The following is a 14,190-nucleotide window of genomic DNA, read 5'->3' on the forward strand; positions in this document are numbered from 1 at the left end:
GGGGACGATGAGGTGGGGTAACCATGAACGCGCCGTACGACGGTGACCGCGGGCAGGGCGCGGGTGGCACCGCGCCGTCCGGTGGCACGCCCCCGAACCCGGCCCCCGGCACCGCGCCGGTGCCGCCGCCGCAGGGCGCCCCGCACCCGTATCCGCCGGACCAGAATCCGTACACCCAGGATCCGTACGTCCAGGACGCCTACGCCCACGACCCCTACCAGGCGCGGGACCTGTCCGCCCAGGACCCGGTGACCGAGGCGCTGTACGACCGCGCCGCGCACCCGCCGCCCCCGCCGGGCACCTACGCCGAGCCGCAGCCGCTCTACCAGCAGCCGGCCTCGCCCCAGCACGCCCCCGACCCCCGGGTGTGGGCGCAGACCCCGGCCCCCGAGCCCGACGGCCCGTCCCGGCACCTGCCGTACGGCGACGACGCCCGCACCGTCCAGTTCACCGGCGTCGACGACCTGGTGACCCGGGCGGGGGAGGACCGGCCCGAGCCCGACGCGTTCGCCCACCTCTACCGGGACCAGCAGGCCCCCGGCCAGGTGCCGCCGCCCGCCCCGGAGCCGAACCCCATGCCCGCGCCCGCCCCGAAGAAGGCCGGTCGCGCCTCCGGGCTGCTGAAGTCGAGCGCCGTGATGGCGGCCGGCACCCTGGTCTCCCGGCTCACCGGTTTCGTCCGCAGCCTCGTCATCACCGGCGCCCTCGGCGCCGCACTGCTCGGTGACACGTTCACCGTCGCCTACACCCTGCCGACGATGATCTACATCCTCACCGTCGGCGGCGGCCTCAACTCGGTCTTCGTGCCGCAGCTGGTCCGCTCGATGAAGAACGACGAGGACGGCGGCGAGGCGTACGCCAACCGCCTGCTCACCCTCGTGATGGTGGCGCTCGGCGCGATCGTGGCGCTCGCCGTGTTCGCCGCCCCGGTGCTGATCCGGCTGATGTCGAGCACCATCGCCGACGACGCCGCGGCCAACAGCGTCGCCGTCACCTTCGCCCGCTACTGCCTGCCCACCATCTTCTTCATGGGTGTGCACGTGGTGATGGGTCAGATCCTCAACGCCCGCGGCAAGTTCGGCGCGATGATGTGGACCCCGGTCCTCAACAACATCGTCATGATCGCCACGTTCGGCCTGTTCATCTGGGTGTACGGCACCTCCGCCGAGTCCCACATGGGCGTCCAGACCATCCCCGACGACGGCATCCGGCTGCTCGGCATCGGCACCCTGCTCGGCCTGGTCGTGCAGGCCCTGGCGATGATCCCGTACCTGCGCGAGACCGGCTTCCGCTTCCGGCCCCGTTTCGACTGGAAGGGCCACGGCCTCGGCAAGACGGTCAAGCTCGCCAAGTGGACCGTGCTGTTCGTCCTCGCCAACCAGGCCGGTGTCCTGGTGGTCACCCAGCTCGCCACCGCCGCCGGTGAGGAGTCCGGCAAGAACGGCGCCGGCTTCCTCGCCTACTCCAACGCCCAGCTGATCTGGGGCATGCCGCAAGCCATCATCACCGTCTCGGTGATGGCCGCGCTGCTGCCGCGGATCTCCCGCGCCGCCTCCGACAACGACCCCGGCGCCGTCCGCGACGACATCTCGCAGGGCCTGCGCAACTCGGCCGTCGCGATCGTCCCGGTGTCCTTCGCCTTCCTGGCCCTCGGCGTCCCGATGTGCACCCTGCTCTACGCCTCCAGCGGCATCCAGGCCGCCCAGGGCATGGGCTTCATCCTGATGGCCTTCGGCCTCGGCCTGATCCCCTACTCCGTCCAGTACGTCGTGCTCCGCGGCTTCTACGCCTACGAGGACACCCGCACGCCGTTCTACAACACCGTCATCGTCGCCGCGGTCAACGCGGCGGCCTCGGCGGCCTGTTACGTGGTGCTGCCCGCCCAGTGGGCCGTCGTCGGCATGGCCGCCTCCTACGGCCTGGCCTACGCGGTCGGCGTCGGGGTCGCCTGGCGCCGCCTCAGCAAGCGCCTCGGCGGCGATCTGGACGGCACCCACGTCCTGCGCACCTACGCCCGGCTCTGCCTGGCCTCGCTCCCCGCGGCGATCGTCGCCGGTGCGGCCGGGTTCGGCCTGCTGAAGGTGCTCGGTGAGGGCGCCCTCGGCTCCCTCGTCGCCCTCGTCGTGGGCGGTCTGGTCCTGCTCGGCGTCTTCTTCGTCGCCGCCAAGCGGCTGCGGATCGCGGAGCTCAACTCCATGGTCGGCATGGTCCGCGGGCGTCTCGGACGCTGACCGGAACACCGCGCGCGGGGTTCGCACAACCATCGGCAGCCGACGCGTGTCGTGCATAGCGCCGGACTGTGGGCACAATTGGCATGGCTGTTGGATGTGGCGCAACGGATGGGGAGGCAGGAACGACGGTGGCGGAACGTAGCACGGCTGCCGTCGACGTGGCCGACAACAGCGGTGACGACCCGCTGGCCGCCAAGGCGGAGAAGGCCGCGACCGACGGGGTGGCGGAAGCGCAGAAGAAGGCGGGCACGCCCGCCGAAGCGACGGAGAGCAAGGCGGGCGATCGAAAGAACGGCGAACAGCCGTCCATCACGGCACCGGAACTGCACAGCGGCCACAAGCTGGCGAGACGGTACCGGCTGGAGGAGTGCGTCACCCGACTGGACGGCTTCAGCAGCTGGCGTGCGGTGGACGAGAAACTGCGCCGGGCCGTCGGCGTGCACATCCTGCCCGCCGACCACGCACGGGCCCGTTCCGTGCTCGCGGCGGCGCGTTCCGCCGCGCTGCTCGGCGACCCCCGTTTCGTGCAGGTCCTCGACGCCGTCGAGGAGAACGACCTCGTCTACGTGGTCCACGAATGGCTGCCCGACTCCACCGAACTGACCGCGCTGCTCGCGGCCGGGCCGATGGAGCCGCACGACGCCTACCAGCTCGTCAGCCAGGTCTCCCAGGCCATGGCCGCCGCCCACCGCGAGGGGCTCTCCCACCTCCGGCTCACCCCGAGCGCCGTGCTGCGCAGCTCCACCGGCCAGTACCGGATCCGCGGCCTCGCCGTGAACGCCGCCCTGCGCGGCATCAGCGCCGAACGCCCGCAGCGCACCGACACCGAGGCGATCGGCGCCCTGCTGTACGCGGCGCTCACCCAGCGCTGGCCGTACGAGAACGACGCGTACGGCCTCTCCGGCCTGCCCAAGGCCGTCGGGCTGCTCCCGCCCGACCAGGTCCGCGCGGGCGTCCACCGGGGCCTCTCGGAGATCGCCATGCGGGCCCTGGCGAACGACGGGGCGACCGCCTCGCGCCAGGAGCCGCCCTGCACCACCCCGGACGAACTCGCCAAGGCCGTCGCGGCGATGCCCCGGATCCGCCCGCCGGAGCCGGAGTTCCCGCTGCCCGCCCCGCCGGAGTACCAGCGCACCACGTACCAGCAGGGCACCTACGGGCGCCCCCAGCCGCGTCCGGTGGTCACCCAGCCCCTCCCGACCCCGCCTCCGCCGCTGCAGAGCCGTACCGGGCGGGTACTGAAGTGGACCGTCTCCGCGCTGCTGATCGCCGCCCTCGGCCTGGGCAGCTGGCAGATCGCGGACCGGCTGCTCGACCGGGACAAGACCGCGGAGACCCCGCGGAACAGCCAGCCGCAGAACGGCGGCGACGAGAAGGAACCGGCGGCCGACGGCAAGCCGGTCCCGATCGTCGGCGGCCAGGACTTCGACCCGCAGGGCGACGGCCAGGAGAACGCCCGGGACATAAAGAACGCCTTCGACGGCAACCCCGGCACCTCCTGGAAGACCAGCACCTACCAGGGCTACTCGAAGTTCGGGAACCTGAAGGACGGCGTCGGCATCATCCTGGACCTCGGCAAGGAGCAGCAGATCGCCAAGGTCGAGGTGACCTTCGCGGGCAGCACCTCCGTCGAGCTGCGCACGGCCGCCGAGAACACCTCGTCCCGGCCGACCCAGCTGAACGCCTTCACCACGCGGGCGAACGGCACCGGGAGCCAGGTCGCGCTGACGCCCACCAAGCCGGTGAAGACGCGCTACGTTCTGGTCTGGCTCACCGATCTGCCGGCCGCCGGCGACGGCGGCTACCGGGGCGAGATCTCAGAGATCAAGATCACCAGCTGACCGCACCGGGGGGAGGGGCTCACCGTTGGACGAAGCCGACCGCGACACACGCAGCGACCAGGAACTCCTGGACTGCCATGTGGCCGGGGACCCGGACGCCTTCGGTGAGCTCGTGCGGCGCCACCGGGACCGGCTCTGGGCGGTCGCCCTGCGGACCCTGGGCGACCGCGAGGAGGCCGCCGACGCCGTCCAGGACGCCCTGGTGTCGGCCTTCCGGGCCGCCCACACGTTCGCGGGCCGGTCGGCCGTCACGACCTGGCTGCACCGGATCACCGTGAACGCCTGTCTGGACCGGGCCCGCAAGGCCGCCTCCCGGCGTACCTCGCCGATGGACGACACCGAGCGCTTCGAGCAGCTCCTGGAGCCCCAGGAGTCCGCGGAAGCCCCCGCCGAGCGCCAGGACCTCCACCGGGAGCTCCTCGCCGCGCTCGCGACCCTCCCGGCGGAACAGCGCGCCGCGCTCGTCCTCGTCGACATGCAGGGATACCCGGTGGCCGAAGCCGCTCGTATCCTCGATGTCCCCACCGGAACCGTGAAGAGCCGCTGCGCACGGGGGCGGGCCAGACTGCTCCCCCTGCTCACTCATCTGCGCGGGGACACGGTGGGTAACGAAGGGCCGGACCGGGGAAGGAACCGGACGCCGGGGGCATCCGTCCCACCGGTGCCGGGACCGACGGACACCGGACCGAGCAATCCAGCTGCTGTGAAGGGCGGAGGTGGGCGCGCGTGACTTCCACGGCCGACACGACCCAGCATCCGGACGTCTCGGAGATCTCCGACCTCACCGAGGGGCTGCTCGCGCCTTCTCGGAGCGCGGCCGTACGGCGGCATCTCGACGGCTGCCCGCTGTGCGCGGATGTACGGACCTCCCTGGAAGAGATCCGCGGGCTCCTCGGCACCCTGCCCGGGCCGCCCCGGATGCCCGCTGAGATCGCCGGACGCATCGACGCCGCCCTCGCCGCCGAGGCGCTGCTGAGCGCCACCGCGCCCAGCGCGCCCGCCACGGACGCCCATGTTTCACGTGAAACACCGCGCGTCCGCCCCGCCACCGTCACCGCCCGCACTTCCGGTGCCGGGCGCCCCACCGACCGGCCTGGCGACCGGCCCCTCGGCGGGTCCACCGCGGCCACCGGCCCCGGGCGCCCCCGCCGTACCCGGCGGCGCCGGGTCGCGGCCCTCGGCGCCGTCCTCGGCGCAGCCGCCCTCGGACTGACCCTGCTGCTGCTCCCCGCCAGCCCGCTGACCACGGGCGCCGCCGAGTCCCACGCCGACAGGCTCGCGGACTCCGGGGTGACGGCGGCCGGTACAGGGGGCGAGTTCGACGGCGCTCCCGTCGCGAACAGCGTGCGGACGCTCCTCCAGCAGAACTCCACCTTCCGGGCCCCCAAGGACACCCGCGCCCCCGAGTCGCTCTCGGCCGAGGGTGGCACCGCCCCGGGAAAGCGGTCCCTGACCGCCGCGCCGCCCGCCTGCGTCACGGCCGCCACCCAGCGCACCGAGCCCGTCCTCGCCTTCCGGCAGGGCGACTACCAGGGCCGCAGCGCCTATCTCGTCGTCCTCCCCGCCCCCGCCGACGCCACCCGCGTCGACGCCTATGTGGTGGACGCCTCGTGCGCCTCCGACGGCGGGAAGAACCCCGGCGACGTGCTGCTCAGGGAGACCGTCCCGCGTTCGTAATCTCTGCGCCGTGCCAGGGGGCCGTGTCGGGAATGGTTGGCCCGTAGGATCGGTTGGGTGGGGTGAGAGAGACCGAACCGGCCGCCCCCGTAGGCAGTAGGCAGTCTGCAGAGACGAGGAAGACACCCCGTGAGCGACGTCCGTAACGTGATCATCATTGGCTCCGGGCCCGCGGGTTACACCGCTGCGCTCTACACCGCCCGTGCGTCGCTGAAGCCGCTCGTCTTCGAGGGAGCCGTCACCGCCGGTGGCGCCCTGATGAACACGACCGATGTGGAGAACTTCCCCGGCTTCCGCGACGGCATCATGGGTCCTGACCTGATGGACAACATGCGCGCCCAGGCGGAGCGCTTCGGCGCCGAGCTGGTGCCGGACGACGTCGTCGCCGTGGACCTCACCGGTGAGATCAAGACCGTCACGGACACCGCCGGCACCGTGCACCGCGCCAAGGCCGTCATCGTCACCACCGGCTCGCAGCACCGCAAGCTCGGCCTGCCCAACGAGGACGCTCTCTCCGGCCGCGGTGTCTCCTGGTGCGCCACCTGCGACGGGTTCTTCTTCCGCGACCAGGACATCGCCGTGGTCGGCGGCGGCGACACCGCGATGGAGGAGGCCACCTTCCTCTCGCGCTTCGCCAAGTCGGTCACGATCGTCCACCGCCGTGACTCGCTGCGCGCCTCCAAGGCGATGCAGGAGCGTGCCTTCGCCGACCCGAAGATCAAGTTCGCCTGGGACAGCGAGGTTGCCGAGATCCACGGCGAGCAGAAGCTGACCGGCCTCACCCTGCGCAACACCAAGACGGGCGAGACCAGCGAGCTCCCGGTCACCGGCCTCTTCATCGCCGTCGGCCACGACCCGCGCACCGAGCTCTTCAAGGGCCAGCTCGACCTGGACGCCGAGGGCTACCTGAAGGTCGACGCCCCGTCGACCCGCACCAACCTCGCGGGCGTCTTCGGCGCCGGTGACGTCGTCGACCACACCTACCGCCAGGCGATCACCGCCGCCGGTACGGGCTGCTCCTCCGCCCTCGACGCCGAGCGCTTCCTGGCCGCCCTCGCCGACAGCGAGAAGCTGGCCGAGACCCCCGCGGTCTGACCCGAACTCTCTCCACCTCACACCCCACGTATGAAGGAGGCCGCCGTGGCCGGCGCCACTGTTACTGCTACCGACGCTGACTTCGAGGAGAAGGTCCTCAAGAGCGAGAAGCCCGTTCTGGTGGACTTCTGGGCCGAGTGGTGCGGCCCGTGCCGCCAGATCGCCCCGTCGCTCGAGGCCATCGCCTCCGAGCACCCCGAGATCACCATCGTGAAGCTCAACATCGACGAGAACCCGGGCACGGCCGCCAAGTACGGCGTCATGTCGATCCCGACCCTGAACGTCTACCAGGGCGGCGAGGTCGTGAAGACCATCGTCGGCGCCAAGCCGAAGGCCGCGCTCCTGCGCGACCTGGAGGAGTTCGTCGAGGCGAAGTGACACCTCGCCCGAACGGCAGCCGCAGCCGCCGTTTCACGTGAAACATCGGCCCGCCCCCTTCCGAGGGGGCGGGCCGATGTCGTTCACAGCGGTCGCAGCACGGGTTCCTTCTGTACGGCTCCGAGAAGACGGTCGAGGGCCAGCTCGACGTCCTCCTTCCAGGAGAGCGTCGTCCTCAGCTCCAGCCGCAGCCGGGGATAGCTCGGATGCGGCCGCACCGTCTTGAAGCCCACGGCCAGCAGATGATCGGCCGGCAGCACACAGGCCGGCTCGCGCCAGCGGGCGTCCCCGAACGCCTCGATCGCCCGGAAGCCCCGCCGCAGCAGGTCCTTGGCCACCGTCTGCACCATGGTCCGGCCAAGCCCCTGCCCCTGATAGCCGGGCATGATCCAGGACGTCATCAACTGGACCGCGTCCGCGGCGACCGGGCTGGTGGGAAAGGCCGTCGAGCGGGGCACATACGCCGGCGGCGCGTAGAGCACGAACCCGACCGGCACATCGTCGACATAGACGACCCGGCCGCAGGAGCCCCACTCCAGGAGCACCGCCGAGATCCAGGACTCCTTCTCCTGCTCCGAGCGCCCGGCCTTCACCGCGGCCTCGCCGCGCACCGGGTCCAGCTCCCAGAACACACAGGAACGGCAACGCTGGGGAAGATCCGGAAGGTTGTCCAGCGTGAGCGGTACGAGCCGACGCCCCACGGCTGCTCCTCGCTTCCCTCAGCCTTCGCTGTACGAATAACGCCTCTCGGAATCGTAACGAGGCGTCGATCACGGCGGTACCGCGGACAGGCAAAGGGCGGAGCGGGTTCGGCGAATGCCGGACACCGCTCCGCCCTCAGGGCCTGCCGGACGAGCCCTACTCGTTCTCGTCCTGCTCGTCCTCGGCGTCCTGCGCCGCGCTCTGGTCCATCACACGCCCCTCGCCCGGAGCGAGCGTCGCCAGAATGCGGTCCAGATCCTCCACCGAGGCGAACTCGACGACGATCTTGCCCTTCTTCTGACCCAGGTCGACCTTCACCCGGGTCTCGAAGCGGTCGGAGAGCCGGGACGCCAGCTCGTGCAGCGCCGGGGAGACCCGGCTGCCCGCCCGCGGGCTCTTGGGCTTGACCGGAGAGGAGGGCTCCGAGCCCATCAGCGTGACGATCTCCTCGACGGCCCGCACCGAAAGACCCTCGGCCACGATCCGGTACGCCAGCTTGTCCTGGGCCTCCGGATCGTCCACCGACAGCAGGGCCCGGGCGTGCCCGGCGGACAGCACCCCGGCGGCGACGCGCCGCTGCACCGGCGGCGAGAGCCGCAGCAGCCGCAGCGTGTTGGAGACCTGCGGGCGCGAGCGCCCGATCCGGTCCGCCAGCTGGTCATGGGTGCAGTTGAAGTCCTTGAGGAGCTGGTCGTAGGCGGCCGCCTCCTCCAGCGGGTTCAGCTGAGCCCGGTGCAGGTTCTCCAGGAGGGCGTCCAGGAGCAGCTTCTCGTCGTCGGTGGCCCGGACGATCGCGGGGATCCGCTCCAGACCGGCCTCCCGGCAGGCCCGCCAGCGGCGCTCACCCATGATGAGCTCATAGCGCTCGGGGGCGAGCTGACGCACCACGACCGGCTGGAGCAGACCGACCTCCTTGATGGAGGTGACCAGCTCGGCCAGCGCGTCCTCGTCGAAGACCTCACGCGGCTGGCGCGGGTTCGGGGTGATGGCGTCCAGCGGCAGCTCCGCGAAGTGCGCCCCGGCGGGGGACTCCGGCAGCGGCTCGGGCTCGGCCACCGGCACCACGGAGTCCGGCGACTGCGGGCTGGCCGGCAGCGTCGCCAGCTTCGCCGCGGCCACCCCACGCTCCGAACCGAGCGCCGGAATGGCACCGGGAGAGGTGGCGGCCGAAACCGAACCCACCCCGACGGGCGTCGCCTGTCGTTCCTGGGGAGCAGCGGGGATCAGTGCACCGAGCCCACGCCCCAACCCCCTACGTCGCTCGCTCACTGCATCCCCTCCGACATTCGCTGGCTGTTCTGGTGACCCATCGGGGACGGTCCCCCGCCGTGGGCCTGGGTGGCGTCGTAACCGACGTCGACACCCCGCAGCGCGATCTCCCGCGCCGCTTCGAGATACGACAGGGCACCGCTGGAGCCCGGGTCGTAGGTGAGCACGGTCTGCCCGTAGCTCGGAGCCTCCGAGATACGTACGGACCGCGGAATGCTGGTCCGCAGCACCTCCTCGCCGAAGTGGCTGCGCACCTCGTCGGCGACCTGCGAGGCGAGCCTCGTACGGCCGTCGTACATGGTGAGGAGGATGGTCGAGACGTGCAGGTTCGGGTTCAGATGGCCCCGCACCAGGTCGACGTTCCGCAGCAGCTGCCCCAGACCCTCCAGCGCGTAGTACTCGCACTGGATCGGGATCAGCACCTCGGCACCGGCGACCATGGCGTTCACCGTGAGCAGGCCGAGCGAGGGCGGGCAGTCGATCAGGATGTAGTCGAGCGGCTGCTCGTACGCCTGGATCGCCCGCTGGAGCCGGCTCTCGCGGGCCACCAGCGACACCAGCTCGATCTCGGCACCGGCCAGATCGATGGTGGCGGGGGCGCAGAACAGGCCCTCGACATCCCGCACGGGCTGGACGACCTCGGAGAGCGGCCTGCTCTCCACGAGGACGTCGTAGATCGAGGGGACCTCGGCGTGATGGTCGATGCCAAGCGCCGTGGAGGCGTTGCCCTGCGGATCGAGGTCGATGACCAGCACACGGGCGCCGTGCAGGGCGAGCGAGGCGGCGAGGTTGACCGTCGTGGTCGTCTTGCCCACGCCGCCCTTCTGGTTGGCCACCACCATCACGCGGGTCTGGGCAGGGCGAGGCAGCCCCTCACCGGCCCGTCCCAGCGCCTCTACGGCAAGCTGGGCGGCACGACCGATCGGGGTGTCGTCCATCGGAGGCGGTGTTTCACGTGAAACATCCATCACCGATTCGGTACGGGGACCGGGGACCGGATCGGTCATCGGTCCCGCGATGTTGGCGTCGGACCGCAAGGATTCACTCTCCTCGGCTTCAGACTCGCGATGAGCAGAGCCTGTCATGCTTTCGGGGTCGTGAACCAGCGAGGCCCGTGGTTCTGTGGATGAATCCACCTCTGTGGACAACCCTTTGACCCTCACGGGGGGTTTCACCGGAGTCTTGCGGTCCCAGGGCGTGCCGGCCGCGCGACCGCGGCTGATGATCCCCTGCAGCAGTGAGCGACGTTTCACGTGAAACACGATGCACGCGTCGCCGGGCCGGGACGGCTCGACACTCCGAAATCTGTACGTATCGGAGCTTGTACGGATCAGCGGCGGCGGCGTGTCCGCGAGGGACGGGCCGCCTTGGCCCGCTTCGCGGCGAACCGCACACCGCCCGGGCTCTCGCCCACCTCGACCCGGACCACCGTCGTCAGGGGGTCCACGATGCCCTCACCGACATGCAGCACGGATGCCTCGACCGCGCCGAGCCTCGACAGCGCGGCACGGGCGCCGTCGATCTCCTCCTCCGCCGTGTCGCCCTTCAGCGCGAGCATCTCGCCGTAGGGGCGCAGCAGCGGAACGCCCCAGCCGGCCAGCCGGTCGAGCGGGGCCACGGCACGGGCGGTCACCACGTGCACGGGCTGCACCTTGCCCAGCATCTCCTCGGCACGGCCGCGCACCACGGTCACATGGTCGAGGCCCAGCAGCTCGACGACCTCCTGGAGGAAGGTGGTGCGGCGCAGCAGCGGCTCCAGGAGCGTGATCTTCAGGTCGGGCCGGACCAGGGCCAGCGGGATGCCCGGCAGACCGGCGCCCGAGCCGACGTCGCACACCGTGACGCCCTCGGGGACGACCTCGGAGAGCACGGCGCAGTTGAGCAGATGGCGCTCCCACAGCCGGGGCACCTCGCGGGGGCCGATCAGGCCCCGCTTCACACCGGCGTCCGCGAGGAGCTCCGCGTACCGGACCGCCTCCGGGAAGTACTCGCCGAAGACCGTCCGCGCCTGCTCCGGCGCCTGGGGAAGCTCCGCTGCCTCCGTCACGGGGAACCGTCCTTCCGTACCGCGCCTGCCGCGCGAACGCTGTGTGGCTGACTATCAGGCTGACAAAATTCGGCCCCGCCTGCGAACAGACGGGGCCGACACTACGGGACGGTTCAGGCAGGGAGCACGACGACGAAGCGCTGCGGCTCCTCGCCCTCGGACTCGCTGCGCAGACCGGCGGCGGCGACCGCGTCGTGCACGACCTTGCGCTCGAACGGGGTCATCGGGTCCAGCTTCACGGGCTCGCCGGACGCCTTGACGTCGGCGGCGGCCTTGGCGCCCAGCTCGGCGAGCTCGGACCGCTTCTTGGCCCGGAAGCCGCCGATGTCCAGCATCAGACGGCTGCGGTCACCGGTCTCCCGGTGCACGGCGAGCCGGGTGAGCTCCTGAAGGGCCTCCAGCACCTCTCCGTCGCGGCCGACCAGCTTCTGCAGATCGCGGCTGGAGTCGCTGACGATGGAGACCGAAGCCCGGTCCGCCTCGACGTCCATGTCGATGTCGCCGTCGAGATCGGCGATGTCGAGCAGGCCCTCGAGGTAGTCGGCCGCGATCTCACCCTCCTGCTCCAGGCGGGTCAGGGTGTCGACACCCTCGGCGGCGGAGGTGGTGCCTTCCGTCACGGATGGACTCCTTCTTGCTTCGTGGAGGCTTACTTCTTGTTGGAGGACGGGTGCTTGGGCCGCTGCTGGCCCTTGCGCTGGCCGGACTTGCCCTGGCCCTGGCGGGAGCCGCCGGAGTTGGCGCGGCTCGGCCTGGCCGGAGTGTCGCCCGAGCCCTGGGTGCCGGCCTTGGCGCCCTTGGCCGATGCCTGCGGCTTCTTCTCGAGCGAGGGAGCGTCACCGGTGGTCTTGACCTCGGCCTCGTCGGCGGCCTCGGTCGACTCCGACTCCTTCGACTCCTCCGCCTCCTTCGCGCCCTGCTGGGCGGCGCGCTGGGCCTTGGTCTGGCGCTTGGGCTGCTGACGCCGGGTGGCGGCGGCGCCCTCGGCCTCGGCCGTCACGGTGTCGCCCTTGAGGACCGTGCCGTCGGCCTGGGCGGCGAAGCCGGCCTTGGCGAGGCCCGCGAAGAAGCGGCGCTCGTTCTCGTTGCGGTCCGAGCCCTTGGCGACGATGGCCTTGACGATGTTCTTGCGGCGGCGGCCGCGGACCTCACCGTGGGCACCGACGCTCTTGAGCAGGCGCTGCAGGTAGGCGTCCTGGGCCTTGCTGCCCGGGGTCGGGTTCTGGCTGATCACGTACATCTGCTGACCCATGGTCCACACGTTGGTGGTGAGCCAGTAGACGAGGACACCGACGGGGAAGTTGATGCCCATGACGGCGAAGATGACCGGGAAGATGTACATGAGCATCTTCTGCTGCTGCATGTACGGGGTCTTCACGGACAGGTCGACGTTCTTCATCATCAGCTGGCGCTGGGTGAAGAACTGCGAGGCCGACATCATCACGATCATGATCGCGGTGACGACGCGCACATCGGTCAGCGAGGCGTTGAGGGCCGCGACCTTCTCGGCGCTGTCCGTGAACTTGGCGGCCAGCGGGGCACCGAAGATGTGGGCCTGCCGGGCGCTCTCGAGGAGCGGCTGGTCGATGACGCCGATGGTCTTGCCGTTGGCGATGGCCGCGAGCACGTGGTAGAGCGCGAAGAAGAACGGCGACTGCGCAAGGATGGGAAGGCACGAGGAGAGCGGGTTGGTGCCCGTCTCCTTGTACAGCTTCATCATCTCTTCGGACTGACGCTGCTTGTCGCTCTTGTAGCGCTCCTGGATCGCCTTCATCTTCGGCTGGAGCGCCTGCATGTTCCGCGTCGACTTGATCTGCTTCACGAAGAGCGGGATCAGGCAGATACGGATCAGCACCACCAGGGACACGATGGACAGGCCCCAGGCCCAACCCGTGTCAGGACCGAAGATCGCCCCGTACATCTTGTGGAACTGGACGATCACCCATGAGACAGGTGTGGTGATGAAGCTGAACAGACTGGCAATCGTGTCCACTAATCAAGCTCCTTGAGCATTGGGCGAGGTCTCTGCGGCCGGGCTCGTCTCGGCGGAGAACCCGCCCTTGTCTCCGCGCAGCGCGTTGCGCAGCATCTCGTGCCAGCGCGGACGCTTCCGCGGGGGAACATGGTCCACGCCGCCGGGCGACCACGGATTGCACCGCAGGATGCGCCAGGCGGTCAGGGCAGTGCCCTTGATCGCACCATGCCGGTCGATCGCCGCGAACCCATAGCGGGAACACGACGGGTAGTACCGGCAGACGGGGCCCAGGAGCGGGCTGATCGTCCACTGGTACAGCTTGATGAGAGCCAGCAGCGGGTACTTCATCGCGTGCCCCCTCCCAGCAGTCGCTGGAGAGCGGCGTCCAGGTCTCGGGCCAGTTGCGCGTGGTCGGCGTCACCGGCTCCGGGCAACGCCCGTACGACCACCAGGCTACCGGGGGGAAGCTCGGAGAGCCGATCCCGGACGAGGTGGCGGAGACGACGCTTCACCTGGTTGCGGACGACCGCGCCGCCTACTGCCTTGCTCACGACGAAACCCGCACGCGTCGGGGGAGCGCTCTCCCCAGGCGCGTGCGGGTCCGTTGCACCGCTGCGTAGATGGATGACGAGTAGCGGACGTCCTGCTCGACGTCCTCGTCGTACCGCGGTCGCGAAGTCCTCGCGCCGCCTCAGCCGATTCTCGGTAGGCAGCACGTCATGACCTGTGCGCGGATCAGGCGGACAGGCGGGCGCGACCCTTGCTGCGGCGGGTCGCCAGGATGGCGCGGCCGGCACGGGTACGCATGCGCAGGCGGAAACCGTGGGTCTTCGCACGACGACGGTTGTTCGGCTGGAAGGTGCGCTTGCTCACTCGGGGGCTCCAGTAATTCGTGTGGTGGCGGGACATCGCCTGGCTGTCACCGTGCGCCCACGAGAAGCTCGTATTCGCTCGAGTGCACCGCTTCGCGATCAC

Annotated in this window: 15 protein-coding genes; 6 read left to right on the forward strand and 9 right to left on the reverse strand. The window is 70.6% G+C overall.

From position 1 onward, the window contains the following. The first annotated feature begins 23 nt into the window (after nt 1-23). The 6 genes from murJ (at nt 24) to trxA (ending at nt 7,222) form a co-directional block, all read left to right on the forward strand. Entirely contained in the window at nt 24-2,231 is a 2,208-nt protein-coding gene (murJ, locus tag ACIPXM_RS26765) for a murein biosynthesis integral membrane protein MurJ (protein ID WP_401660168.1), read from the forward strand. Nucleotides 2,232-2,359: 128 nt separating this feature from the next. Then, nucleotides 2,360-4,072 (forward strand): protein kinase family protein, encoded by a 1,713-nt coding sequence (locus tag ACIPXM_RS26770; RefSeq protein WP_401660171.1) that lies wholly within the window; start codon nt 2,360-2,362, stop codon nt 4,070-4,072. 25 nt (nt 4,073-4,097) lie between these two features. Next, nucleotides 4,098-4,802, forward strand: a complete 705-nt coding sequence (gene sigM, locus ACIPXM_RS26775; RefSeq protein WP_401660173.1) for an RNA polymerase sigma factor SigM — start codon at nt 4,098-4,100, stop codon at nt 4,800-4,802. Further along, entirely contained in the window at nt 4,799-5,749 is a 951-nt protein-coding gene (locus ACIPXM_RS26780; RefSeq protein WP_401660176.1) for a zf-HC2 domain-containing protein, read from the forward strand. Before sigM ends, ACIPXM_RS26780 begins: the two co-directional genes overlap by 4 nt. A 129-nt stretch (nt 5,750-5,878) precedes the next feature. After that, the gene (trxB, locus tag ACIPXM_RS26785; RefSeq protein ID WP_401660178.1) at nt 5,879-6,844 is read left to right on the forward strand and encodes a thioredoxin-disulfide reductase; all 966 of its coding nucleotides are present in this window, start codon (nt 5,879-5,881) and stop codon (nt 6,842-6,844) included. 45 nt (nt 6,845-6,889) lie between these two features. Beyond that, nucleotides 6,890-7,222: a thioredoxin gene (gene trxA / locus ACIPXM_RS26790; protein ID WP_401660399.1), complete on the forward strand. Its 333-nt coding sequence runs from the start codon at nt 6,890-6,892 to the stop codon at nt 7,220-7,222. 83 nt (nt 7,223-7,305) lie between these two features. On the opposite strand, the gene ACIPXM_RS26795 is transcribed toward trxA, so the two are convergent. The 9 genes from ACIPXM_RS26795 to rpmH all read right to left on the reverse strand — a co-directional run bounded on the left by ACIPXM_RS26795 (nt 7,306) and on the right by rpmH (nt 14,088). Further along, nucleotides 7,306-7,923, reverse strand: a complete 618-nt coding sequence (locus ACIPXM_RS26795; protein WP_401660181.1) for a GNAT family N-acetyltransferase — start codon at nt 7,921-7,923, stop codon at nt 7,306-7,308. 157 nt (nt 7,924-8,080) lie between these two features. Next, nucleotides 8,081-9,193: a ParB/RepB/Spo0J family partition protein gene (locus tag ACIPXM_RS26800; RefSeq protein ID WP_401660184.1), complete on the reverse strand. Its 1,113-nt coding sequence runs from the start codon at nt 9,191-9,193 to the stop codon at nt 8,081-8,083. Then, nucleotides 9,190-10,278, reverse strand: a complete 1,089-nt coding sequence (locus ACIPXM_RS26805; protein ID WP_401660187.1) for a ParA family protein — start codon at nt 10,276-10,278, stop codon at nt 9,190-9,192. Before ACIPXM_RS26805 ends, ACIPXM_RS26800 begins: the two co-directional genes overlap by 4 nt. 245 nt (nt 10,279-10,523) lie before the next feature. Then, on the reverse strand, nt 10,524-11,240 hold the full coding sequence (rsmG, locus tag ACIPXM_RS26810; protein ID WP_401660190.1) for a 16S rRNA (guanine(527)-N(7))-methyltransferase RsmG: 717 nt from the start codon (nt 11,238-11,240) through the stop codon (nt 10,524-10,526). A gap of 113 nt (nt 11,241-11,353) precedes the next feature. Continuing rightward, the gene (locus ACIPXM_RS26815; RefSeq protein ID WP_401660193.1) at nt 11,354-11,860 is read right to left on the reverse strand and encodes a protein jag; all 507 of its coding nucleotides are present in this window, start codon (nt 11,858-11,860) and stop codon (nt 11,354-11,356) included. Between the two features lie 29 nt (nt 11,861-11,889). Further along, nucleotides 11,890-13,233 carry a membrane protein insertase YidC gene (gene yidC, locus ACIPXM_RS26820; RefSeq protein ID WP_401660195.1) on the reverse strand — a complete coding sequence of 448 codons (1,344 nt, stop codon included), beginning with the start codon at nt 13,231-13,233 and terminating at the stop codon, nt 11,890-11,892. Between the two features lie 3 nt (nt 13,234-13,236). After that, nucleotides 13,237-13,563, reverse strand: a complete 327-nt coding sequence (gene yidD, locus ACIPXM_RS26825) for a membrane protein insertion efficiency factor YidD (protein ID WP_401660198.1) — start codon at nt 13,561-13,563, stop codon at nt 13,237-13,239. Continuing rightward, nucleotides 13,560-13,931, reverse strand: a complete 372-nt coding sequence (gene rnpA, locus ACIPXM_RS26830; protein ID WP_401660201.1) for a ribonuclease P protein component — start codon at nt 13,929-13,931, stop codon at nt 13,560-13,562. The genes yidD and rnpA overlap by 4 nt, the downstream gene beginning before the upstream one ends. Before the next feature lie 19 nt (nt 13,932-13,950). Beyond that, nucleotides 13,951-14,088: a 50S ribosomal protein L34 gene (gene rpmH, locus ACIPXM_RS26835; RefSeq protein ID WP_003975051.1), complete on the reverse strand. Its 138-nt coding sequence runs from the start codon at nt 14,086-14,088 to the stop codon at nt 13,951-13,953. Between the last annotated feature and the right edge of the window lie 102 nt (nt 14,089-14,190).

Source organism: Streptomyces sp. NPDC090025, assembly GCF_044748125.1.
In the GTDB taxonomy this organism is placed as follows: domain Bacteria; phylum Actinomycetota; class Actinomycetes; order Streptomycetales; family Streptomycetaceae; genus Streptomyces.